The sequence below is a fragment of the Robiginitalea sediminis genome (assembly GCF_002198115.1).
GTDB classification, from domain to species: Bacteria; Bacteroidota; Bacteroidia; order Flavobacteriales; family Flavobacteriaceae; genus Robiginitalea; species Robiginitalea sediminis.
Map to the genome: position 1 here is coordinate 474,255 of NZ_NGNR01000003.1, position 20,966 is coordinate 495,220.

Consider the following 20,966-nt stretch of genomic DNA (forward strand, 5'->3'; position numbering starts at 1 on the left):
GGCACTGTAAAGCTATGCCTATTTCTGCATAAAATCAAAAAACAAAAAAGCGATCCTTCGGGATCGCTTTTATCGTATGGGCGCACGGGTCGGTTACTCGTCTACCAGCACCCATTCCCCCTTGGCCAGCAGGGGTTCGGCCTGTTTGAATTTCATGGTTTTGTTCTGTCCGGACATCACGTTTTTGATGGTAACCCGTTCATTACGCCCAATTTTCGGCTTTTCGCGCACGATGGTTTCCGTTACCTGGGGCCGGCCACCCTGTTGCTGCCCGGCGGCCCGGTTGCGGGCTGCCAGCTCGTCGCTGTTCGGGATTTCCTCCTTGCTGGTCTGCAGGTTTTCCTTGGGGCGCCGCACCTGCCGGGCCTCCTGTATGGGTTGGGAATTGGCAGCCGGCAGCTCCCCTTTGAAAAGGAAAGAGACCACGTCCTTGTTCACCTTCTCAATCATGGCTTTGAAGAGCTCAAAGGCCTCGAACTTATAGATGAGCAAGGGATCCTTCTGCTCGTGGACTGCCAGCTGTACGGACTGCTTGAGTTCGTCCATCTTGCGCAGGTGGGTCTTCCAGGCCTCATCGATAATGGCCAGGGTGATGTTCTTCTCAAAGTCCGCAATGAGTTGTTTCCCTTCACTTTCGTAAGCCCGCTTCAGGTCTGTGACCACATTCAGGGTCTTGATCCCATCGGTGAAGGGCACCACGATGCGCTCGAACTTGTTGGCCTGGTCCTCAAAGACCTTCTTGATGACCGGGAAGGCCACCTGGGCTGAGCGTCCCATTTTTTCCTGGTAGTGCCTGTATGTGGCATCGTACACCTTCTGGGCCAGTTCCTGGAAGCCGGTCTTGTTGAATTCGGCTTCCTCTACCGGGCTGGTGATGGAAAAATACTTGATGAGCTCGAACTCGAAATTCTTGAAGTCGCTGGCAGCTTTATTGGTATCGGCAATGACCTCACAGGTATCGTAGATCATGTTTGCGATATCCACCTTCAGGCGGTCGCCCTGCAGGGCGTGGCGCCGGCGCTTGTAAACCACCTCGCGCTGGGCATTCATCACGTCGTCGTATTCCAGGAGGCGCTTGCGGATCCCGAAGTTGTTTTCCTCCACCTTCTTCTGGGCGCGCTCAATGGATTTGGTCATCATGCTGTGCTGGATGACTTCCCCCTCTTTAAGGCCCATGCGGTCCATCATCTTAGCTACGCGTTCCGAGCCGAAAAGACGCATCAGGTTGTCTTCGAGGGACACGTAGAACTGGGAACTTCCCGGATCGCCCTGGCGTCCGGAACGCCCGCGCAGCTGCCGGTCTACCCGGCGAGAATCGTGGCGCTCGGTGCCGATAATGGCCAGACCCCCGGCGGCTTTGACCTCCGCAGTCAGTTTGATGTCCGTACCCCGGCCCGCCATGTTGGTGGCAATGGTTACCACCCCGGGGTTCCCGGCCTCGGCCACAATGTCGGCCTCCTTTTTATGGAGCTTGGCATTGAGCACGTTATGCGGGATTTTCCGGATGTTGAGCATGCGGGAAAGCAATTCCGAAATTTCCACAGAGGTGGTTCCGATCAGCACCGGCCTTCCCTGTTCGGACAGGGTAGTAACCTCCTCGATAATGGCGTTGTATTTTTCCCGTTTTGTTTTGTAGATCAGATCGTTGCGGTCATCCCGGGCAATGGGCCTGTTGGTGGGGATTTCCACCACATCCAGCTTGTAGATTTCCCAGAATTCCCCGGCCTCGGTTACGGCGGTACCCGTCATCCCCGCCAGTTTCCGGTACATCCGGAAATAGTTTTGCAGGGTAATGGTCGCAAAGGTCTGTGTCATGGCCTCGATCTTCACGTTCTCCTTTGCCTCAATGGCCTGGTGGAGTCCGTCGGAATAGCGGCGGCCTTCCATGATCCGACCCGTTTGCTCATCCACAATCATCACTTTGTTGTCGATAACCACGTATTCCACGTCCTTTTCAAAAAGGGCATAGGCTTTCAGCAGTTGGGTCATGGTGTGGATGCGCTCGCTCTTTACGGCAAAATCCTTGAAGAGCTCGTCCTTGAGTTCGGCCTCCTTTTCAATTTCGAGATCCTGGCTTTCTATGGCAGCGATTTCACCGCCGATGTCGGGCAAAATAAAAAAGTCCTTTTCCTGGTCCCCGGAAATCACTTCGATCCCCTTATCGGTCAGCTCGATCTGGTTGTTTTTCTCGTCGATGACAAACAGGAGCTCGGCATCTACCTGGGGCATTTCCCGGTTGTTGTCCTGCATGTAGAAGTTCTCGGTCTTCTGCAGCAGTTGCTTGATGCCCTCCTCGCTGAGGTACTTGATCAACGCCTTGTTCTTGGGCAGGCCGCGGTGGACCCGAAGCAGGAGGAACCCGCCTTCTTTTAGGTCGCCCTCGGCGATTTTCTTTTTGGCGTCGGCCAGGACCCCGGTCAGGTAACGCTGCTGGCGCTGTACCAGTTCCGAGACCTTCGGCCGGAGTTCGTTGAATTCATGGCGATCCCCTTCCGGAACGGGCCCGGAGATGATTAGCGGCGTCCGCGCATCGTCGATAAGCACGGAATCCACCTCGTCCACAATGGCGTAGTGATGGGGACGCTGTACCAGGTCGCCCGGGGTATGTGCCATATTGTCGCGCAGGTAGTCGAAGCCGAATTCGTTGTTGGTCCCATAGGTGATGTCCGCATTATAAGCGGCCCGTCGGGCGTCGCTGTTGGGCTGGTGCTTGTCGATACAATCCACCGACATCCCGTGGAATTCAAAAAGGGGCCCCATCCAGGCGCTGTCCCGCTTGGCCAGGTAGTCGTTAACTGTAACCAGGTGTACCCCGTGGCCGGCCAGGGCATTGAGGTAGACCGGGAGGGTGGCAACCAGGGTTTTCCCTTCCCCCGTCTGCATTTCGGCGATTTTTCCCTGGTGGAGGACAATCCCCCCAATCAGCTGGACGTCGTAGTGGACCATATCCCAGGTAACGGGTTTCCCCGCAGCGTCCCAGGAGTTGCTCCAAATGGCCTTGTCGCCATCCAGGGTCACGTAATCTGCCCGCCCGGAAAGGAGGCGGTCGAATTCCGAGGCCGTTACCTCCAGGGTGGTATTCTCGGCAAAGCGGCGCGCCGTTTCCTTTACCACGGCAAAAGCCTCCGGCAGGATCTCATCCAGAGTTTCTGCGGTGCGCTGGTGGGCCGCGTCCATCAGCTCATCGATTTTGGCGTAGAGCTGTTCGTTTTTGTCGATATCGTCCGAGGCGTTTACCTCTTCCTGAAGCTGGCTTATTTCGGCCTTAAAGCCTTCTATCCGCTCTGCTATAAGGGCCTTGAAGGTTAGGGTTTTCTGGCGAAGGGCATCGTGGGTAAGCCCCTGCATCTCGCCTTCGAAGGATTTGATCTTCTCCACGAGGGGTTCCAGGGCCTTAACGTCTTTCTTGGCCTTGTCGCCGACAAATGCCTTTAAGACTGAATTGATAAAACTCATAGTATGCTGTATTTGAACCGCCTTTCCGGTGTAGCTTGACGGACGGTAACCGGAAGCGGTGGCTGTTGGCTGCGGGTTACATCCCGCACGGCCTGCGGTGCAAAAGGTGTTCCAGTTTTTTCGCAACCCCCGTATAGGGTCCGCGGACTGCCAAAATTACATAAAAAAAAGCCTCAACGGAGGCTTTTTAGTGGAATCTTAACCGATTCGGTATTAATATTCATCCTCGTTCCAGAGGTAGTCTTCTTCAGTTGGGTAATCCGGCCAGATCTCCTCGATGGATTCGTAGATCTCACCGCCTTCTTCCTCCATAGACTGGAGGTTCTCCACGACTTCGAGGGGTGCCCCCGTACGGATCGCGTAATCGATCAGTTCATCCTTGGTAGCCGGCCAGGGGGCGTCGCTCAGATAGGATGCCAATTCTAGTGTCCAGTACATCGTTTTAAAATTTTTGCAAAAATAATTTTTAATGCTAATTGTCCAAGTAAATCATAACATATTTACCGGACATGCCCAAATTTTGCGATTTGAGCAAAAACATAACGAAGGAATTGCGGAATTATTCCGTTTCGGGCGTGGGAATCCATTTTATCTCATCAGCCCCGAGTTCGGCAGACCACTTTCGCGCCAGGACAAAGAGGTAATCGGAGAGCCGGTTCAGGTAGGCCAGCAGGATTTCGTCCACCGGGCTTTGTTCGTGCAACAGGACGGTCATGCGTTCGGCACGACGGCAGACGGTTCTGGCAATATGGCAGTAGGACACCGATGCGTGCCCTCCCGGCAGGATAAAATGGGTCATGGGGGGCAGTTCCTCGTTGAGCCGGTCAATTTCGTCTTCGAGGTCCGTAATATCGACAGCTTTCAGTTTCGGGGTCGAAAAACGTGAGGAGTTTCGTTTTTTTTCGGGTTCGGTAGCCAGCATGGCTCCCGCGGTAAACAGGCGGTCCTGGATTTTCCGGAGGAAGGCCTGGTGTTTCCCATCTACCGGTTGGTCCGCCAACAACCCCAGCCAGGAGTTCAGTTCATCTACCGTGCCGTAGCTCTGGATACGGATATGGTGTTTTGGGACACGGGTGCCCCCAAAAAGGCCGGTGGTCCCGGCGTCGCCGGTTTTTGTATAAATCTTCATGAGGTCAGGGGGTGTCTTTATCGGCCGTATCCGAACGCCGGTCCTTCAGGCGCTGCCCTTCCATAAAGCTGCGCGACTTCCACCGTTTCCCCTGTTTTTTGTTAAAGGTGGCAATCAGGAAGTACACCAGGAGTAACCCGCCGAGGATGTAGTAGATCGACTGATTCATAATTGCGTCAAAAATAGGGGTTTAAATCCGTATTCTAAAATGCTCCCGGGCCTGCTGGGGCCTGAAAAAGAGCAAGGCGGCGGCATGGGTTTCCACAACGACGCGGAAGGTGCCGCCGGCCAGCAGGACCTGCCACTTTTCCCTCTTTTCGGAAGCGTGTTGTCCTCCGGCATAGAGGAAGCCGTCAGGGTGCCAGGTGCCGGGCCCGGGGATGTCTTCCAGGGTTTGGGAGAGGAACAGGTCATAAGGGGGGCCTTCCCACAGGATGCCGGGCCGCTCCCTGGCCAGCCACTGTGCAAGTCCGGAATGGGGCTCCGGTCCGGCCCGTTGTACCCGGAAGTGATCTGCCGCGGCCAGCAGGAGTTTTTTATCAGGAGGGAGCCCCTTGTATGACTTGGTATACAGGGCCTTGTCCAGAAAACGGTAAACGAAGGGCGAATGGGTGCCATGGCGGTTTCGGGCCCTTAGGTTGAAAAGCAGTCGGTGCAGCATGGCGGGAAATTTTGGCAAAGATACGCCTCCGGAAGGGTTCGGTTAGCCTTCCTCAATGGCGGCCAGCTCAAACCAGCGCTCTGTCTTGGTTTCCAGGTCGGACAGGATGGCGGCCAGTTCAATGGAGAGGGCGTCCATCCGGTTGCCCTCTTCCTCAGGGTTGGCAAACGCCGCTTCTATTTCTTTTTTCCGTTCCTCGAGGGCAGCGATTTCCTTTTCCAGCCCTTCGTATTCCCGCTGCTCCCGGTAGGAGCGTTTTCCCTTGCGCATGCCCGATCCTGTCGGCTGGGCTTCGGTTTTACCCGGGGAGGATGGGCGGGTGGGTGCTGCAGCCTCCTGATCCTCCGGGAACCCTGTCTGGCGGTAGTCGGAATAGTTGCCGGGAAAATCCCGGATACCGCCTTCCCCATCGAACACGAAGAGGTGGTCGGTGATCTTGTCCATAAAATAACGGTCGTGAGAAACGATGAGCAGGGTGCCCGGATACTCCTGCAGGAAAGCTTCCAGGACATTGAGGGTAACAATGTCCAGATCGTTGGTGGGTTCGTCCAGGATGAGGAAATTCGGGTTCTGGATCAGTACCGTACACAGCATAAGCCGCTTTTGTTCACCCCCGCTGAGTTTTTCGATAAAGTCGTACTGGGCCTTGCGGTCGAAGAGGAAGCGCTCCAGGAGTTGCTGGGCCGAGAGTTGGCGTCCTTTTTTCAGGGGGATGTAGTCGCCAAATTCCCTCACGGCGTCAATGACCCGCTTCCCGGGGTCTGCCTGTTTGCCCTGCTGGGTGTAATAGCCCAGGTGTACCGTCTCGCCCCGGACCACCTTCCCAGCCGTGGGTTCCAGAAGCCCGGCCACCAGATTCAGGAAGCTGGTCTTGCCGCTCCCGTTGGGACCGATAAGCCCGATGCGTTCCCCCCTTTTGAAATGGTAGGTAAAGTGCTCAAAAAGGGGTTGCTCCCCAAACTGTACTGCTGCGTTATGGAGTTCGATCACCTTGGTCCCCAGCCGCTCCATATTGATCTCCAGCTCCAGCTCCCGTGCATCCGATTTTCGGGACACGCGCTGTTTGAGGGCATGGAAGTCGTCTATGCGCGACTTGGATTTGGTGGTTCGGGCCTTGGGTTGCTTTCGCATCCACTCCAATTCCCTTCGGTAGAGGGACCGGGCCTTCTTCTCCGTGGTTGCGGCCACGGCCTCCCGCTCGGCCTTTTCCCGGAGGTAGTCCTCGTACTGCCCGGGGTAAGGCTGCAGCGCCCCGTCTTCCAGTTCCAGGATCTGGTTGCATACGCGGTCCAGGAAATACCGGTCGTGGGTAACCATCAGCAGGCTGGTGTCCTGCGTCCTGAAATAGTTCTCCAGCCACTCGATCATTTCCAGGTCCAGGTGGTTGGTGGGCTCGTCCAGCAGCAGGAGATCCGGGTCTTCGATGAGGGCGTGGGCCAGTGCAAGGCGGCGTTTCTGCCCCCCGGAGAGTGAACCTACGAGGGCCTTCGGGTTATCCAGGCGGAGGCGCGACAGGATTTGGTTAAAGCGAGTTTCCAGGTCCCATGCACCGGCCCGCTCCATGGCTTCGTAAGCCTTCTGGTAGGCTTTGGTGTCTTCCGGGTTTTGCAGGGCCGCTTCATATGCCCCCAGGGTGCGGACCAGGTGGTTGTCCGAGGCGAAAAGGGTATCGCGAACGGTGAGCCCGGGGTCCAGGTAAGGTTCCTGTTCCAGGTAGGCCATCCGGATCCCTTTGCGGTAGGTTACCGTCCCGGTATCTGGCGGGTGCTTGCCGGCCAGGATATCGAGCAGGGTCGATTTTCCGCTTCCGTTGCGGGCTACCAGGGCAATTTTCTGCCCCTGGTTTACCCCCAGGGTAAGCCCGGAAAACAGTTCCCGTTCCCCATAGGATTTCGATAGGTTGTCGGCGCTGAGCAGGTTCACGATGCAGCTTTCAGGTAACGGACCAGGTAGGCATAACGGATCCCCAGGGCCGCCCAGGCGACCACCAGCAAGGGAGAGAAGGCCTGTACCCCGGCAATCCAGAGGGGAAAACAAAGCCCCAGCAGCCCCAGCAAGAGGTAGAGGTATTTCCTGGTTTGGGCTCCGGGCCGCTTCTTTCTCAGGAGCAGGAATGCCCAGACGAGGTTGGGCGGGAACGCCCAAAGCAGGTTGGCATTCCATACCGTGGTGCTGTGGTCGGTAAAAAACCAAAGGAAAAACAAGACTACACCACTGCCGCCACTCAGCAGGAAGAGGGTAAAATCCATCCACCGGCTACGGGTGTCGTTCCGGAAATCGATGGTGGTAATGGCCAGGGTAAAGCCCAGCAGTAGCAGGAGCCAGAACAGGGGGGTAGCCGTAAAATACAAGGGGTTTTCCGGGTTAGGCAGGTCCAGGATGGTACGCTCGCGCAGCACCAGGGGCTGCCCGGAGAGGGTGGTGTTGTCCATCTGTTCCCGCACGTAATGCGGCAGGAACATATAGCCTTCCGTCGGGGCTTCCCGGTCTATTTTGGCCCCCAGGGCCAGGTCTATCCCAAAACTGGACCAGCTGTTTCGCTCCAGGTTTAGTTGGATCAGGTCCCTGTAGGTCCGGTTTCCCGCCAGGTGGTCCGGCCGGAATTCGAGCCCGGGCCCGAGTACCTCCTTCAGCACGTCGGGGATTTTGGTCGCGCAGTTTTCGAAGAGGAAATCGTAGGCGTAATAGCGGTTTTCCGGGCGGTTGTTCTCTTCCAGAAAGGCCAGCAGACTGGCGTTCTGCCCGGCATCCAGGTCCAGCAATTGTTCCTTCACCCACCGGCGCTCCAGCTGGTAGGTATACAGGAAATCCGCAAAGTCTGACTTGCTCAGGGCATACGGGAGCTTTCCCCTGGCGAATTTCACATAGAAATTGGGGGTGTTGAAATCGAAGGTCCCGTAATTATACACCCAATCGATACCCAGTGCCGGGTCGCGAAGGCGGAATGCACTATGCCCGAAGCCGGCATACAGGTCCGTGCCCGGGCCGCAGGTGACCACGCTAAACTGGGCTTGGGGGCTGAGTTGTTGCCCGTACGCTGCCCGGCTAACCAGGGAGAGGAGCAACAACAGCAGGATTCGGATGTGTTTCATAGTGGGATGGCGTCGCCGGGTCAGGGCAAATATCCTAATAATTTAGCAATGCGCAAGGTGGTACCTTCTGGCAGTACCGGGTAGTCCCAAACCCGGATTTTGTTACATTTACGCTGGTAACCAACTGCCATTCCGATGAGACACCTGCCCAACCTTCTGACCCTGCTGAACTTGTTTTTCGGCTCTATAGCTGCCGTTCTTGCGGTGTTAAACCGCCTGGAATGGGCTGCGCTGTTTTTCCTGCTCGGGGTTGTCTGCGATTTTCTGGATGGGTGGATGGCCCGTATGCTCGGGGTCCAATCCGAACTGGGGGTGCAGCTGGATTCCCTGGCCGACATGGTTACCAGCGGCCTGGTGCCCGGGTTGGTCATGTGCCAGCTCCTGGGGATGTCCATGAGCGGTGGGTGGAACAACGATGGTTTTTTCCACGCCTTCCCGGACCCCTCCGGGTGGCTTCCGTTTGGAGGATTGCTCATTACCCTCGGCACCGCCTGGCGCCTGGCGCGGTTCAATATAGACGAGAACCAGGTGAGTTCCTTTATAGGCCTGCCCTCCCCGGCCAATGCCCTGTGGGTAATTTCCCTCCCCCTCATCCTGATGTATAATGGAAGCGAGGGGACCAATGCCCTGATCCTCAATACCTGGGTGCTGCTGGGTCTCACGGTCCTCTCTACATTTATGCTCAATGCGCCCATCCGCCTCTTTGCGCTGAAGTTCAAAAGCTGGGGGTTCCGCGAAAATGCAGGCCGCTACCTGTTCCTCCTGCTCAGTGCCGTATTGCTGCTGACCCTGCAGTACCTGGCGGTACCGCTGGTCATCATCACTTACGTCTTGTTTTCGCTGGGGATGCGGGAGAAGGCCGAAGGCTGAGCCACCGGTCAGGTGAATAGTTTTTTCTTGCGCAGCTCGAAGTTCTGCCCCAGGTACACCTTGCGGACCATTTCGTCCTCGGCCAGTTCCTCCGGGATGCCGGATTTGAGGATGCCTCCCTCAAACATGAGATAGGAGCGCTCGGTAATAGCCAGGGTCTCCTGCACGTTGTGGTCGGTAATCAGGATCCCGATATTGCGGTTTTTCAGCTGGGCTACAATGCGCTGGATGTCTTCCACGGCTACCGGGTCTACCCCTGCAAAGGGCTCATCGAGCAGGATGAATTTGGGGTCTGTTGCCAGGGCCCGGGCAATTTCGGTCCGCCGGCGTTCGCCCCCGGAGAGCAGGTCCCCCCGGTTTTTTCGGATGTGGCCGATGCCGAACTCCTCCAGAAGGCTTTCCATGCGCATATGCTGTTCCTTCTTGCTGAGGTTGGTGAGTTGAAGTACGCTCAGGATATTCTTTTCCACGCTGAGTTTGCGGAACACCGAGGCCTCCTGTGCAAGGTACCCGATCCCGTGCTGGGCCCTTTTGTACATGGGGAAGGTGGTGATCTCCGTGGTGTCCAGGAAGATGCGTCCGCCATTGGGTTTTATCAGCCCCACAATCATGTAGAAGGAGGTGGTTTTCCCAGCCCCGTTAGGCCCGAGCAGGCCAACGATTTCGCCCTGGTTTACTTCCAGGGAAATCCCCTTGACCACTTTGCGGCCCCGGTAGGATTTCATGATATTTTCAGCTCTCAGCTTCATGGAAACAGCCCAAACTTACATTTTTTTACCACCCCGCCCTTAGGGGTTGTGAATTATTTAACCCCCTCTGCCTCCAGGGCTTCCCAGAACTCATAGGCCCTCCTGAGGTGGGGGATGACGATGGTCCCGCCCACCAGGGTGGCGATCCCCAGGGATTCCATGACCTCCTCTTTGGAGGCCCCTGCCTGGTGCAGGGTCTGGAGGTGGTAGCGGACGCAGTCGTCGCAGCGCAGGACGGCCGAGGCCACCAGGCCCAGCAATTCCTTGGTCTTCACATCCAGGGCCCCCGGTGCATAGGCATTGGTGTCCAGGTTGAAGATACGCTTGATGAGTTTGTTGTTGCCCTCCAGGAGTTTCTCATTCATCCGCTCCCGGTAGGCGTTAAACTGGTCAACGGGGTTGCTCATGTGCTTTCTTGGATTTGGCCTCCCGCTTCAGGACGTAGGAGGAAATGTAAATACTCACCTGGTAGAGGATCAGTACCGGCACGGCCACGATGATCTGGCTGGCCACATCCGGCGGGGTAATCACTGCGGAGAGGATCAGCACCAGTACCAGGGCAATCTTGCGGTATTTCCGGAGGATTACCGGTGTCACCAGGCCCACCTTCGTAAGGAAGAAGATGATAATGGGCAGTTCAAACATGATCCCACAGGCGATGACCGAGGCCCGGACCGTGGAGATAAATGAGCTGATGTCGATCTCGTTCTGCACTTCCTGGCTTACCTGGTAGGTTCCCAGGAAATTGATGGACAGAGGGGCGACCACGTAGTACCCGAAAAGCACCCCCATGAAAAACAGCAAGGAGGCCACCAGGATAAACCCTTTGGAATACTTGCGCTCCTTTTCATAAAGCCCCGGGCTTATAAAGCGCCATACTTCCCACAGTACATAAGGGAAGCCCACGATGAATCCTGCCCAGATGGAGGTCCAGATGTGGGCGGAAAACTGCCCAGCCATGGTCCTGTTCTGGATGGTGAAGGGCAGGGAATCCGCGCAGAAGGCAGATTCAAAGCCCAGGTTGGTGGCAATCCGGCAGAACAGGCGGTACGTGGGGAAATCCATCTTCTTGGGTCCGAAGATGATGGTGTCGAATATAAAATCCTTCATCAGGAACGCCACAAGGCCCACGATAACCACGGCCATGGTAGAGCGGATCAGGTGCCACCGGAGTTCTTCCAAGTGGTCCAGGAAGGACATTTCATTGGGGTCCTGCGTTCTTCGTGCCATCAGAGTATGCCTTCCTTAATGAGGTTGTGGATGTGGACAACCCCCACATAGGTCCCGTTTTCGGTGGCCAGGAGCTGGGAGATGTCGTTTTCGCGCATTTGCTTGAGGGCTTTTACCGCCAGGATGTCTGTTTCCACGGTCTTGGGCGAGGCCGTCATGATATCGCGGGCGCGCAGCTCCCCGATATTGTCGTATTTGTTGAGCATCCGCCGGATATCCCCGTCGGTGATGATCCCGGCAATCGCTTCCCCATCCAGGACGGCCGTTACCCCGAGCATCTTGGCGGAAATCTCAAGGATGGCATCCTTTACCGGGGTTTCCGGGCTTACCCGGGGCACCTGGTTCTGTGCCACAATATCCGCCACGCGCAGGTAGAGTTTTTTGCCCAGCGTCCCCCCGGGGTGGTAGCGGGCAAAGTCGCTGCTGCTGAAACCCCTCAGGTCCAGCAGGCATATGGCCAGGGCATCGCCCAGGACCAATTGGGCCGTGGTGCTGGTGGTTGGGGCCAGGTTGTTGGGGCAGGCTTCCTTCTCCACCTCGGTGTGCAGTACGAAATCGGCCTGCTGGGCCAGGTAGGAATCCTTGTTCCCCGTCATCCCGATCAGGGGGTTGCCGCCCTGTTTGATCAGGGGGACCAGCATTTTGATTTCCGGGGTGTTCCCGCTTTTGGAGATGCAGATAACCACATCGTCCTGCTGGATGTTGCCCAGGTCCCCATGGATGGCGTCGGCAGCGTGCATAAAGATGGCCGGCGTGCCCGTGGAGTTCAGGGTTGCCACAATTTTCGAGGCGATGATGGCGCTTTTGCCAATCCCGCTGATCACCACCCGGCCTTTGGATTTTAGAATGCACCGGACCGCTTCGGCAAAGTCCGCATCCAGTTGGTCCGAAAGGTTCTCCACGGCTTTGGCTTCCAGGGCGATGGTCTGCCGCGCCATCTCGAGTATTGCCTTGCTGTCCTTCAAGTTTTTAAGCGCTGATTAGGGTCTGTGTCACCTTCCCAAAAAGTCCTTAAAAAAAAGCCTTTTTGTAAAAGAATGTTCTATATTTAAGGAACAAAAGTACACAAACTTATCAGAAACATTTCCTGGCGATCTGCAATTCACATAACCCCACTGCCGCGCAGTTGAAAACCTCCTGTGCCTTGTCTTTTTAGGGGCAATAATCTTCCGGAACTTTCAGGGTTGCAGACCCTATTTCGTACTACGCTATGAATGATATTGACCTGAGGGCATCGCTGAAGCGGTATTTTGGCTTTTCACAATTCAAGGGACTACAGGAAGACGTTATCAGCAACGTCGTCCAGGGGAAGAACACCTTTGTCATTATGCCTACCGGAGGGGGGAAGTCCATGTGCTACCAGCTCCCGGCGCTGATCAAGGAGGGGACCGCTATCGTGGTTTCCCCCCTTATTGCCCTGATGAAGAACCAGGTGGATGCCATCCGGGGCGTGTCCGATGAAAACGGGATAGCCCATGTGCTGAATTCCTCCCTGACAAAGGGGGAGGTCAAACAGGTGATGTCGGATATCCGCAACGGGGTCACCAAACTGCTTTATGTGGCGCCGGAGTCTCTCACCAAGGAGGAATATGTGAAATTCCTGCAGGGGATTACCCTGTCCTTTGTGGCGGTGGACGAAGCCCACTGCATCTCGGAGTGGGGGCACGATTTCCGGCCGGAATACCGGAACCTTAGGGCCATTATCAACCGCCTTGGCGATAACATCCCGATGATTGCCCTGACGGCCACCGCAACCCCGAAGGTACAGGAGGACATCCTCAAGAACCTGAACATTACCGATGCCAAGGTATTCAAAGCCTCCTTTAACCGGCCCAACCTTTTTTACGAGGTGCGGCCCAAGACCAAGAACGTAGATGCGGACATCATCCGCTTTGTAAAGAAAAATGCAGGGAAGTCCGGTATAATTTACTGTTTGAGCCGCAAGCGGGTGGAAGAACTCGCGCAGGTACTGCAGGTAAACGGGGTGAGTGCAGTCCCGTACCACGCGGGCTTCGATGCCAAGACCCGGGCCAAGTACCAGGATATGTTCCTCATGGAGGAGGTAGACGTGGTGGTGGCCACCATCGCTTTTGGCATGGGGATAGACAAGCCCGATGTGCGTTATGTAATCCACCACGACATCCCCAAGAGCATCGAGAGCTATTACCAGGAAACCGGGCGTGCCGGCCGGGACGGGGGAGAGGGCCACTGCCTGGCTTTTTACTCCTATAAGGATGTGGAAAAACTGGAAAAATTTATGGCCGGAAAACCGGTTGCGGAACAGGAAATCGGGAATGCCCTGCTGCAGGAAATCGTAGCCTATGCCGAAACGTCCATTTCCCGCAGGAAATTCATCCTCCATTATTTCGGGGAGGAATTCGACGAGGTGAACGGGGAAGGGGCCGATATGGACGACAACGTCCGCAACCCCAAGCCCAAGGAGGAGGCCCGGGACCAGGTGGTCAAAATCCTCAAGGTGGTGCAGCAGACCAAGGAAAAATTCAAGGCCAAGGAAATCGTGAAAACCCTGGTGGGTTCCACCAACGCGCTTATTGCCTCCCACAAAACCGATGAAAAGGACATCTTCGGGATTGGTGCAGACCACGAGAAGGGCTACTGGATGGCCCTTATCCGGCAGCTGCTGGTGGCTCGCCTGCTCCACAAGGAAATCGAACAATACGGCATCCTCCACCTGACCGATGCCGGCCGGGCGTTCCTGGAATCGCCTGCCTCCTTTATGATGACCAAGGACCATGACTACAGCGGGGAGGAAGAAGCCGCTACCGGGGCCGTGGTCCGGCCCAAAGCCGGCTCCGGAGACGATACCCTGTTGAAGATGCTCAAGGACCTCAGGCGGAAGGAAGCCCAGAAGCACGGGGTGCCGCCTTATGTGATTTTCCAGGACCCCTCACTCGAGGACATGGCCCTGAAATACCCCATCCAGATGGAAGAACTGGTCGGGATTCACGGGGTGGGAGACGGGAAGGCCCGCAAATACGGGAAGCCCTTTGTGGAGCTTATCCTCCGGTATGTGGAGGACAACAACATCAGCCGCCCGGACGATTTGGTGGTCCGCAGTACCGGGGCCAATTCCGCTTTGAAGCTCTATATCATCCAGAACATAGACCGCAAGTTACCCCTGGACGATATTGCCGCGGCCAAGGGCCTGGAACTGGACGAACTGGTTAAGGCCATGGAACAGATTGTCTTCAGCGGTACCCGCCTGGACCTGGGGTACTATATAGACGAGATCCTGGACGAAGACCAGCAGGAAGAAATCCACGAGTACTTCCTGGAGGCCGAGACAGATAATATCGAAGCGGCCGTTAAGGAGTTCGACGGGGAATACGAAGACGAGGAACTCCGCCTCTACCGCCTGAAATTCATGAGCGAAGTAGCCAACTGACCCGCCTACGGAGCCAGGAACTGAAAGGGGTCCCAGGGCAGGTTTCGCGCCAGGGTAAAAATCCCGATTACCATAAGGATATATCGCGGGGCCCGGGTGGCCCCCAGGGGGCTTTTGGCCTTTGGGCCTACCCCGGCCAGGTGGGCGCCATGCCAGGCTACCAGGACCAGTGCGGGTAGCAGCAGCAGGTTGTGCCCCAGGCTTTCGAGCAGGTTCAGGTGGAGCAGGTCGTGCAGGGCCCGCTGGCTCCCGCAGCCGGTGCAGAACCACCCGGTAAGTTGGTAGAACGGGCAGGCGGGGAAGGCGCCTTGGTGCGGGTCGAAAAAGTAATACAGGGACAGCAGGCCCAGAAGGCCTGCTGTCCCTGCAAGTAGAAAGGACTTCTTTGGAAGGCTAGTAGCCTGCATTTTCCATGATTCCGGCAAAGACCCCGAACCCGATAAGGGCAATATAGAGGATGACCCCGATACCGCCTACCACCAGGCCCACAATCCCCCAGGTACGGGCATTGCTGGAGTATTTTTCGGCCAGGTCGTATTCTCCCCTCGCGTAGGTCTCGTTTACCTTGGCGGCATAGACGATACTCACTACCCCTGCAGGGAGGCAACAACAAACGGTACACAGGATGGCCAACACCAGGTAATTATTGGGTTTGGCCGGTTGGTTGCTCAGGTCACTCATGGTAAAGGTTTACTCGGGTTTGGGGGATTATTCCATTCCCCATTGCTCTGTCATATTGCGCACTTGTTCCATATAGGCTTCCCACCCGCCCATGCTGTAAATCTGGTAGAGGGCGAAGAGGAAATACAAGCTTCCGATGGCCACGGCAATGATACAGAGGATCCGGGCGGTTTTCCAGCCACTGTAGTTGGAGTACCCCTCGGGGTTTTCCGCGTATTTTTTGGCGTCCGAACGCAGCAGCAACAGGCCTATACCGCCGAAAAGGACGGCCGGGAGGCCCCAGATGCAGCAGCACAGGTAACCGAGGATGGCCAGGACGATGGCGATCGTTACATTGGGTAATTTTTGTTGTTCCATCAGATTGGGTATTTAGTTGAGGAGTTTAAGTGCAAAATTGATCAGGATGGCACTCACGGTAAGTATTGCCAGCCAGGAGGTAATACGGGTCCCGTTGGGTACCCTGAAAACCCTGTCTGCCCCCATGAACCCGAAGAGCAGCAACATGGGCAGCAGGCCCGGGTACATGAGGAAAGATTCCACCACTTCCCCCCGCAGCAGCAGGGCGACGGCCCGCTGTAACCCGCATCCGGGACACTCCATACCCAGGAGCTGCTTGCTCATACAGGGCAGCATATCGGCTTCGGAGAGGGTGGGTATCGCAAGGGCGTAGAAAGCCATGGTAAAGCGTTAGTGCTCCGAAAATTACTATTATTTTTGAGCAATGAAAATAAAAGCCTCCATTTATTTTGCGGCTGCCCTGGCAGGGGTGGCGGCCCTTTTCCTGGCCCCAGGATGGCTGGGGCAAGAGCTCGGGCTGGCCCTGGGTTTTGCCTTGTTGCTCTTTGGCCTCTACGGTATGACCCGGAGTATCCCCTCGGGCCAGGACGAAACCCTGGAAGACGATGAGTTATAGGCCCGGACAACGCGTACAGCTATTGGACGAGGCACTGGAAGGCCGTGTGGAATCGGTTTCGGCAGACCGCATTACCGTGGTGACCCAGGACGGTTTTCCCATGGTGCTGAAACCCTCCCAACTGGTGGCCCTCCCGGAGCAGGACGCCCTGGAAATGGTCGTGCCCGGGGGTACGGTCAAGGAACTCGACACAAAGCCCGGCCCTACCCACAAGAAAGGGAAGAAGGCCCGGAAAGGCCCTGTCCTGGAGGTGGACCTGCACATTGAAAAACTGGTAGACAAGCCCGGTACCCTGGAACCCTTCGAAGCCCTGGACCTGCAATTGGATACGGCACGGGGGCAACTCGAATTCGCCATGCGCAAACGCCTGCAGCAGGTGGTTTTCATCCACGGGGTTGGGGAAGGGGTGCTCAAGGCAGAGTTGCATACCCTGCTGAGGCGCTATGACGGGATTCGTTTCTCGGATGCGGACTACCGGGAATACGGCCAGGGAGCCACTCAGGTCTGGATTACCCAGGAGGCCCTGCGTTAATTGGACGTTGTGGTAATGCTACCGAAGGCTTCTACGGCCAGGTTGGTCAGCCGTTCCCCCTTTTCATTCACAAAGGTAACCCCGCTGAGGTCTATGGTGTGGGTAAAGCGGGTGGTGTCCTGGGCATCCTGTACCGTGGTCACCAGGACGGTCCCGGCCTCGGCGAGTACATCTTCCAGGACCGAGGGCTGGGCCGGCGGGATGGCATCGCAGAAATACCCTGTGGTAACATTGCCGTCGAAAATCCGGTAGGTGAGCTGGGACTGGCCGGGGATGTTGCTTTCCCGGGCACCATCCGAAGCCTCGTTCAGTAGCAGCCCGGATTGCAGCTCCAGGATAAGGGCTTCCTGGCTGTTGAGTTTAAACAGGAGCTGGGTGCTGGTGGTGGCCGTACCGCAAAACTGCACGGAGGCCGAATCGAAATCGATGGTCTCGATCTGTAAATCCCCCGTAGAACAAGCCGACAGGGCCATCAGGAGCAAAAGGCTAAACACGTTCCGCATGGCTCAAAGATAGGAGAAATCCGTACTTTCTTCCCAACCAGGGGCGTGCTTTTTAGGAGGTTTTAACGGAAATCGATACTTTTGGCCACTGCCTGTAAAACCATTGTCTATGTCCCAGGTTTACCTCGATAACGCCGCTACCACGCCTATTCGCGAAGAAGTCGTTTCCTGCATGAGCCAGGCGCTCACCGAGTGCTTTGGCAACCCGTCTTCCACCCATGCCTTTGGCCGGATGGCCAAAAGCGGACTGGAGAAGGCGCGTAAGGCCATTGCGGCCCAGTTGGGGGCCAAACCCGGGGAAATCATCTTCACCTCCGGGGGTACGGAGGCAGACAACATGATCCTGCGCTGTGCGGTGCGGGACCTGGGCGTAAAAACCCTGATCACCTCCCGCATTGAGCACCATGCCGTGTTGCATACCGCAGAGGCACTTGCCGAGGAATGCGGCATCCGACTGGAATTCGTAGACCTCGATGCAGACGGCAACCCGGACCTGGAAAGCCTGCGCGCTTTGCTGGGTTCTGACGAGTCTAAAAAACTGGTCAGCCTCATGCATGTGAATAATGAGATCGGCAACCTGATCGATATCGAAGCCGTTGGTACGCTTTGTCGGGAACACGGGGCACTTTTCCATTCGGATACGGTACAGTCCATCGGGCATTTTCCCTGGGATTTCAGTACCGCCCCGGTGGACTTTGCGACGGCTGCTGCCCATAAGTTCCATGGCCCCAAAGGGGTGGGGTTTGCCTATATCCGGAAAAACACGGGCCTTGGGGGGTTAATCCTCGGGGGTGCCCAGGAGCGGGGCCAGCGGGCCGGTACCGAGCCGTACCACAACATCCTGGGGCTGGAAACCGCATTTACCTCGGCCTATCGCGAACTCGAAAAGGAGCGGGCTTACGTGGCCGGGTTGAAACAATACCTTATAGACCAGCTCCGGGAAGCTATCCCCGGGGTGGCTTTTAACGGTTTGTCTGCCGACCCTCAGCGCAGTACATATACCCTGGTAAGCGTCCGTTTGCCCCTTTCCGAAGACCAGGCGCAGCTCCTGCTGTTCCACCTGGACCTGAAAGGTATCGCGTGCTCCCGGGGGAGTGCCTGCCAGAGCGGTGCAGACAGCGGCTCGCACGTACTCAACGAGATCCTGGATGCCGAGCAGCGCCGCCAGCCTTCCCTGAGGCTGTCACTGTCGCATTACAATACGCGGGAGGAGGTAGATTATACGGTTGCCGTACTGAAGGAGTTCGTGGAAGGTCAAAAGGGATAACAGCCTAACTTCCGGACTGCCGGCGGCTCTCCTTGTCGTAGGGGAATTTACGGGCCGCTTTTTTCATCATCTTGTCGATGAGATCTGCCGTATTTTTCCCGGATTTTCGGCTGATCACCTGCTCGTATTTCCACAGGAGCTTTCCGGAGTCCCCATCACTGATCTTTATCCCGATCCGGCCATAGTCGGCTTCCCCCATAAAGTAGTCCAGCAGGCTGAAGTCCGCCGGCACCCCCTGTGAAAGCAGGACGTTTACGTCCAGATTCCCGCTGATGATGCCGTCCACACCCAATATCCCGGCCAGTTCCTTGATGGTGTAGCGGTCTATATTCCCAAAGGTGATTTCATTTTGGGCCAGCAGGGCATTAGTCTCCTGGGTATTCTGGAAATCGACGGTGAATTTCTTTTTCTTCCGCCCGCGCCCGAAATACATCTCGAGGGCATCCTGTACGGCATAGCCTTCCTTTTCTTCCAGGGGCTCCCGCTCGGCCGGGCGTATATCGTCCAGGTCCAGGTGGGTAAAAAAAGGCAGGATAGCCAAAACGCGGTGGTCCTTGCTCAGCTCCTCAAAGCGGTTGCTCTGGTAGATGTCCTTCTGGGCGCTGACACCCAGCGAAACCGATAGGAAAAGAAGGAATAATGCTTTTTTCATGGGCGGCATCTGCAGCTTTTGGCTGCTGCAAAAGTACGCCAAAATGCCGTCAGGGCAAGGGTGAGAATTCCCAAAGCGGCGTTAAAGGCGGGGGTTTAGCGCCTGAAGACGGTGGCTTCGTACCGGCTGGTGTTCCCCACATTGTCGGTGACTTCCACCTCCAGGTCGCACTGTCGTGCATCCCCGATGCGGTCGTCGAAGGTGTAGGTAAGGGTCCGGGTCTTGGGCTCGTATTCCATCAGGATCCACTGCCCGTTTATCCGGGCGGAGTAGGTGTTGATCCCACTCAGGTCATCTTGGATTTGCAGGCTGAGGTAACGGTAATTGGTGAGCCATTGCTTTGGTTTGAAGTTCTTGGGGCGGATGGAAGGCGGGACGGTATCCGAAGCCAGGGTAAAACGGCCCAGTTCCCGGCTGCGCATGCTGAAACGGTCTGCCCGCTTATAGGTTTGGGTGTACTGCGGGCGGTCGCGATCGTCCAGGCGAGCAATAAACGCCTGTCTGCGGCTGGCTTCCGGGAGGTGGCTTACATCGAATGTCAGGGTGAAGTTCCGGTGTAGCGGCAGGCTGGCATCGTGGATGCGAACGGTATCTCCATTGGCTTCGAGGTTGAGGTAGGCGCCCTGGTATAGGCTGCCGGATGGGAAATACACCTGGGCCTGCCCAAGGTCGAAACTCGAGGGTTTGTCTGCCCGGGCGTAATAGGGCGTGCGGGCCTCTTCCCGGGGCGCAGAAAGGGGGAGGTCCCGGCCTTCCACAGGGATGCGGAGCAGGGTCCGGTTGCCCGCCAGATCCAACACTTCCACCTCCACCTGGTAGTCCATCCCGGGCACCACGACGACCATGCCCTCGTTTTCAAGGGTCCGGTACATGCTGAGGTTGTTGCCCGGATCACGGAAACACTTCTGGATCCGGTTGCGGTAGCGGGCGTAATAAGGGTAATCGATCAGGGTGTTGATATAACGGGTTTCCCCAAAGGAGAACCGTTCGAAGACCAGGTCGGTAAGGGTGGTGCCGTTGACCCGCTGCACCAGGCGGTAAATCCCGTTCTTGTTGGCCGCCATGTCCTGCCGGTCGTAGGCGGAAACCCCGAACCCGATGGTGCCGGAGGCTGTTACAGGGTCGGCCAGGAAACTGCCGTCTGCCTGCCTTCGGACCGTGAGTTTAACCCGATCCGCACTTTGGTTGACCTGAGCCTTGTCCGAGATGGGGTAGGCGAAGGCCGCTTCCAGGGTTGGGTTGGTGGCATCCCGCACTTCCAGGCCGTAGAGCAGGGGGTTGGTAGGTTTTTCATCCAGGCTGTTGCGGATCTCAAAATGCAGGTGGGGCCCTGAGGAACCGCCGGTATTCCCGCTGTAGGCGATAATATCCCCTTTTTTGACCGTCAGCTCCCCGTAATCCGGGAAGGTTTCCACCTCGTAGGACTGCTTGCCATATTGCAAGTCCCGCACGTGCTCCTCAATCCCCGGCCCGAATTTCTGCAAATGGGCATAGACGGTGGTATAGCCATTGGGATGGGACACGTAAAGGGCTTTGCCGTACCCCCAGTGGGAGACCTTTATCCGGCTCACGGTCCCGTCTGCCACGGCGTATACGGGTAAACCCTGGCGCTGCTGGGTTTTGATATCCACCCCGGCATGAAAGTGGTTAGACCGCAGTTCTCCAAACGTTCCCGCGAGGATAATAGGGATATCCAGGGGTGGTCTGAACTGGGTTTCTTCCGGGGCATATTGCGCGCCAAGGCGGAACATGCCAATAAAAACAAACAGGGTTGTTAAAAAATAAAGGGGCTTCATACTGGGATACGAAAGTACGGATTCGGCCC

At 56.5% G+C, this 20,966-nt stretch carries 23 protein-coding genes; 5 read left to right on the forward strand and 18 right to left on the reverse strand.

Annotated elements, in window-relative coordinates; translation table 11 throughout:
• Positions 1 to 93: 93 nt before the first annotated feature.
• From secA to CA832_RS12000, 7 genes are all read right to left on the reverse strand, one after another.
• Positions 94 to 3,456, reverse strand: coding sequence for a preprotein translocase subunit SecA (secA, locus tag CA832_RS11975; protein ID WP_088341840.1), 3,363 nt, complete (start codon positions 3,454 to 3,456; stop codon positions 94 to 96).
• Between the two features lie 213 nt (positions 3,457 to 3,669).
• On the reverse strand, positions 3,670 to 3,894 hold the full coding sequence (locus CA832_RS11980; RefSeq protein ID WP_013551418.1) for a DUF2795 domain-containing protein: 225 nt from the start codon (positions 3,892 to 3,894) through the stop codon (positions 3,670 to 3,672).
• A 121-nt stretch (positions 3,895 to 4,015) separates the two neighbouring features.
• On the reverse strand, positions 4,016 to 4,585 hold the full coding sequence (locus CA832_RS11985; protein ID WP_088341841.1) for a cob(I)yrinic acid a,c-diamide adenosyltransferase: 570 nt from the start codon (positions 4,583 to 4,585) through the stop codon (positions 4,016 to 4,018).
• Positions 4,586 to 4,589: 4 nt separating this feature from the next.
• Positions 4,590 to 4,754: a hypothetical protein gene (locus tag CA832_RS15160; protein ID WP_198944484.1), complete on the reverse strand. Its 165-nt coding sequence runs from the start codon at positions 4,752 to 4,754 to the stop codon at positions 4,590 to 4,592.
• 21 nt (positions 4,755 to 4,775) lie between these two features.
• A complete protein-coding gene (locus CA832_RS11990; RefSeq protein WP_088341842.1) occupies positions 4,776 to 5,246 on the reverse strand; it encodes a hypothetical protein in 471 nt (156 codons plus the stop codon).
• 42 nt (positions 5,247 to 5,288) lie between these two features.
• Entirely contained in the window at positions 5,289 to 7,169 is a 1,881-nt protein-coding gene (locus CA832_RS11995) for an ABC-F family ATP-binding cassette domain-containing protein (protein WP_088341843.1), read from the reverse strand.
• Positions 7,166 to 8,338 (reverse strand): lipoprotein N-acyltransferase Lnb domain-containing protein, encoded by a 1,173-nt coding sequence (locus CA832_RS12000; RefSeq protein ID WP_088341844.1) that lies wholly within the window; start codon positions 8,336 to 8,338, stop codon positions 7,166 to 7,168. The genes CA832_RS11995 and CA832_RS12000 overlap by 4 nt, the downstream gene beginning before the upstream one ends.
• A gap of 135 nt (positions 8,339 to 8,473) precedes the next feature.
• Between CA832_RS12000 and CA832_RS12005 the strand changes: the two genes are divergently transcribed.
• The gene (locus CA832_RS12005; protein ID WP_088341845.1) at positions 8,474 to 9,208 is read left to right on the forward strand and encodes a CDP-alcohol phosphatidyltransferase family protein; all 735 of its coding nucleotides are present in this window, start codon (positions 8,474 to 8,476) and stop codon (positions 9,206 to 9,208) included.
• An 8-nt stretch (positions 9,209 to 9,216) separates the two neighbouring features.
• Here the strand turns inward: CA832_RS12005 and lptB are convergent, their stop codons facing one another.
• From lptB to CA832_RS12025, 4 genes are read right to left on the reverse strand one after another with little or no spacing between them, the layout of a single operon-like run.
• Entirely contained in the window at positions 9,217 to 9,957 is a 741-nt protein-coding gene (gene lptB, locus CA832_RS12010) for an LPS export ABC transporter ATP-binding protein (RefSeq protein ID WP_088341846.1), read from the reverse strand.
• A 53-nt stretch (positions 9,958 to 10,010) separates the two neighbouring features.
• Entirely contained in the window at positions 10,011 to 10,364 is a 354-nt protein-coding gene (locus CA832_RS12015) for a carboxymuconolactone decarboxylase family protein (protein ID WP_088341847.1), read from the reverse strand.
• Positions 10,348 to 11,187, reverse strand: a complete 840-nt coding sequence (gene tatC / locus CA832_RS12020; RefSeq protein ID WP_088341848.1) for a twin-arginine translocase subunit TatC — start codon at positions 11,185 to 11,187, stop codon at positions 10,348 to 10,350. Before tatC ends, CA832_RS12015 begins: the two co-directional genes overlap by 17 nt.
• Entirely contained in the window at positions 11,187 to 12,152 is a 966-nt protein-coding gene (locus CA832_RS12025) for a KpsF/GutQ family sugar-phosphate isomerase (protein ID WP_088341849.1), read from the reverse strand. The genes tatC and CA832_RS12025 overlap by 1 nt, the downstream gene beginning before the upstream one ends.
• 245 nt (positions 12,153 to 12,397) lie before the next feature.
• On the opposite strand from CA832_RS12025, the gene recQ reads away from it, so the two are divergent.
• Positions 12,398 to 14,593 carry a DNA helicase RecQ gene (gene recQ, locus CA832_RS12030; protein WP_088341850.1) on the forward strand — a complete coding sequence of 732 codons (2,196 nt, stop codon included), beginning with the start codon at positions 12,398 to 12,400 and terminating at the stop codon, positions 14,591 to 14,593.
• 5 nt (positions 14,594 to 14,598) lie between these two features.
• Here recQ and CA832_RS12035 read toward each other — a convergent pair whose 3' ends face one another.
• From CA832_RS12035 to CA832_RS12050, 4 genes are read right to left on the reverse strand one after another with little or no spacing between them, the layout of a single operon-like run.
• A complete protein-coding gene (locus CA832_RS12035; RefSeq protein WP_088341851.1) occupies positions 14,599 to 15,000 on the reverse strand; it encodes a DUF2752 domain-containing protein in 402 nt (133 codons plus the stop codon).
• Positions 14,987 to 15,274: a CD225/dispanin family protein gene (locus CA832_RS12040; protein ID WP_088341852.1), complete on the reverse strand. Its 288-nt coding sequence runs from the start codon at positions 15,272 to 15,274 to the stop codon at positions 14,987 to 14,989. The genes CA832_RS12035 and CA832_RS12040 overlap by 14 nt, the downstream gene beginning before the upstream one ends.
• 27 nt (positions 15,275 to 15,301) lie before the next feature.
• Positions 15,302 to 15,631 (reverse strand): CCC motif membrane protein, encoded by a 330-nt coding sequence (locus CA832_RS12045; RefSeq protein WP_088341853.1) that lies wholly within the window; start codon positions 15,629 to 15,631, stop codon positions 15,302 to 15,304.
• Between the two features lie 12 nt (positions 15,632 to 15,643).
• A complete protein-coding gene (locus CA832_RS12050) occupies positions 15,644 to 15,952 on the reverse strand; it encodes a DUF2752 domain-containing protein (RefSeq protein ID WP_088341854.1) in 309 nt (102 codons plus the stop codon).
• Positions 15,953 to 15,995: 43 nt separating this feature from the next.
• On the opposite strand from CA832_RS12050, the gene CA832_RS12055 reads away from it, so the two are divergent.
• Both CA832_RS12055 and CA832_RS12060 read left to right on the forward strand, forming a co-directional pair.
• Entirely contained in the window at positions 15,996 to 16,187 is a 192-nt protein-coding gene (locus CA832_RS12055) for a hypothetical protein (protein WP_088341855.1), read from the forward strand.
• The gene (locus CA832_RS12060; RefSeq protein ID WP_088341856.1) at positions 16,177 to 16,719 is read left to right on the forward strand and encodes a Smr/MutS family protein; all 543 of its coding nucleotides are present in this window, start codon (positions 16,177 to 16,179) and stop codon (positions 16,717 to 16,719) included. The genes CA832_RS12055 and CA832_RS12060 overlap by 11 nt, the downstream gene beginning before the upstream one ends.
• Here CA832_RS12060 and CA832_RS12065 read toward each other — a convergent pair.
• A complete protein-coding gene (locus CA832_RS12065) occupies positions 16,716 to 17,222 on the reverse strand; it encodes a hypothetical protein (RefSeq protein WP_088341857.1) in 507 nt (168 codons plus the stop codon). The genes CA832_RS12060 and CA832_RS12065 overlap by 4 nt on opposite strands.
• Before the next feature lie 109 nt (positions 17,223 to 17,331).
• On the opposite strand from CA832_RS12065, the gene CA832_RS12070 reads away from it, so the two are divergent.
• Positions 17,332 to 18,489: a cysteine desulfurase family protein gene (locus tag CA832_RS12070; RefSeq protein ID WP_088341858.1), complete on the forward strand. Its 1,158-nt coding sequence runs from the start codon at positions 17,332 to 17,334 to the stop codon at positions 18,487 to 18,489.
• Between the two features lie 4 nt (positions 18,490 to 18,493).
• Here the strand turns inward: CA832_RS12070 and CA832_RS12075 are convergent, their stop codons facing one another.
• Together CA832_RS12075 and CA832_RS12080 are read right to left on the reverse strand one after the other, a co-directional pair.
• Entirely contained in the window at positions 18,494 to 19,141 is a 648-nt protein-coding gene (locus CA832_RS12075) for a hypothetical protein (protein ID WP_088341859.1), read from the reverse strand.
• Between the two features lie 95 nt (positions 19,142 to 19,236).
• Positions 19,237 to 20,937 (reverse strand): M23 family metallopeptidase, encoded by a 1,701-nt coding sequence (locus CA832_RS12080; protein ID WP_088341860.1) that lies wholly within the window; start codon positions 20,935 to 20,937, stop codon positions 19,237 to 19,239.
• Positions 20,938 to 20,966 lie beyond the last annotated feature (29 nt).

What these genes read in the sequence shown, in the direction of transcription:
- CA832_RS12040 (WP_088341852.1), bottom strand. Translation starts at nt 15,274, where the DNA reads ATGAGTGACCTGAGCAACCAACCGGCCAAACCCAATAATTACCTGGTG.
- CA832_RS12075 (WP_088341859.1), bottom strand. Translation starts at nt 19,141, where the DNA reads ATGAAAAAAGCATTATTCCTTCTTTTCCTATCGGTTTCGCTGGGTGTC.
- CA832_RS12055 (WP_088341855.1), top strand. Translation starts at nt 15,996, where the DNA reads ATGAAAATAAAAGCCTCCATTTATTTTGCGGCTGCCCTGGCAGGGGTG.
- CA832_RS11980 (WP_013551418.1), bottom strand. Translation starts at nt 3,894, where the DNA reads ATGTACTGGACACTAGAATTGGCATCCTATCTGAGCGACGCCCCCTGG.
- CA832_RS12045 (WP_088341853.1), bottom strand. Translation starts at nt 15,631, where the DNA reads ATGGAACAACAAAAATTACCCAATGTAACGATCGCCATCGTCCTGGCC.
- CA832_RS12060 (WP_088341856.1), top strand. Translation starts at nt 16,177, where the DNA reads ATGAGTTATAGGCCCGGACAACGCGTACAGCTATTGGACGAGGCACTG.
- secA (WP_088341840.1), bottom strand. Translation starts at nt 3,456, where the DNA reads ATGAGTTTTATCAATTCAGTCTTAAAGGCATTTGTCGGCGACAAGGCC.
- CA832_RS12080 (WP_088341860.1), bottom strand. Translation starts at nt 20,937, where the DNA reads ATGAAGCCCCTTTATTTTTTAACAACCCTGTTTGTTTTTATTGGCATG.
- tatC (WP_088341848.1), bottom strand. Translation starts at nt 11,187, where the DNA reads ATGGCACGAAGAACGCAGGACCCCAATGAAATGTCCTTCCTGGACCAC.
- CA832_RS12005 (WP_088341845.1), top strand. Translation starts at nt 8,474, where the DNA reads ATGAGACACCTGCCCAACCTTCTGACCCTGCTGAACTTGTTTTTCGGC.
- CA832_RS15160 (WP_198944484.1), bottom strand. Translation starts at nt 4,754, where the DNA reads ATGAATCAGTCGATCTACTACATCCTCGGCGGGTTACTCCTGGTGTAC.
- CA832_RS12065 (WP_088341857.1), bottom strand. Translation starts at nt 17,222, where the DNA reads ATGCGGAACGTGTTTAGCCTTTTGCTCCTGATGGCCCTGTCGGCTTGT.
- CA832_RS12050 (WP_088341854.1), bottom strand. Translation starts at nt 15,952, where the DNA reads ATGGCTTTCTACGCCCTTGCGATACCCACCCTCTCCGAAGCCGATATG.
- CA832_RS12035 (WP_088341851.1), bottom strand. Translation starts at nt 15,000, where the DNA reads ATGCAGGCTACTAGCCTTCCAAAGAAGTCCTTTCTACTTGCAGGGACA.
- CA832_RS11990 (WP_088341842.1), bottom strand. Translation starts at nt 5,246, where the DNA reads ATGCTGCACCGACTGCTTTTCAACCTAAGGGCCCGAAACCGCCATGGC.
- lptB (WP_088341846.1), bottom strand. Translation starts at nt 9,957, where the DNA reads ATGAAGCTGAGAGCTGAAAATATCATGAAATCCTACCGGGGCCGCAAA.
- CA832_RS12015 (WP_088341847.1), bottom strand. Translation starts at nt 10,364, where the DNA reads ATGAGCAACCCCGTTGACCAGTTTAACGCCTACCGGGAGCGGATGAAT.
- CA832_RS12070 (WP_088341858.1), top strand. Translation starts at nt 17,332, where the DNA reads ATGTCCCAGGTTTACCTCGATAACGCCGCTACCACGCCTATTCGCGAA.
- recQ (WP_088341850.1), top strand. Translation starts at nt 12,398, where the DNA reads ATGAATGATATTGACCTGAGGGCATCGCTGAAGCGGTATTTTGGCTTT.
- CA832_RS11985 (WP_088341841.1), bottom strand. Translation starts at nt 4,585, where the DNA reads ATGAAGATTTATACAAAAACCGGCGACGCCGGGACCACCGGCCTTTTT.
- CA832_RS12000 (WP_088341844.1), bottom strand. Translation starts at nt 8,338, where the DNA reads ATGAAACACATCCGAATCCTGCTGTTGTTGCTCCTCTCCCTGGTTAGC.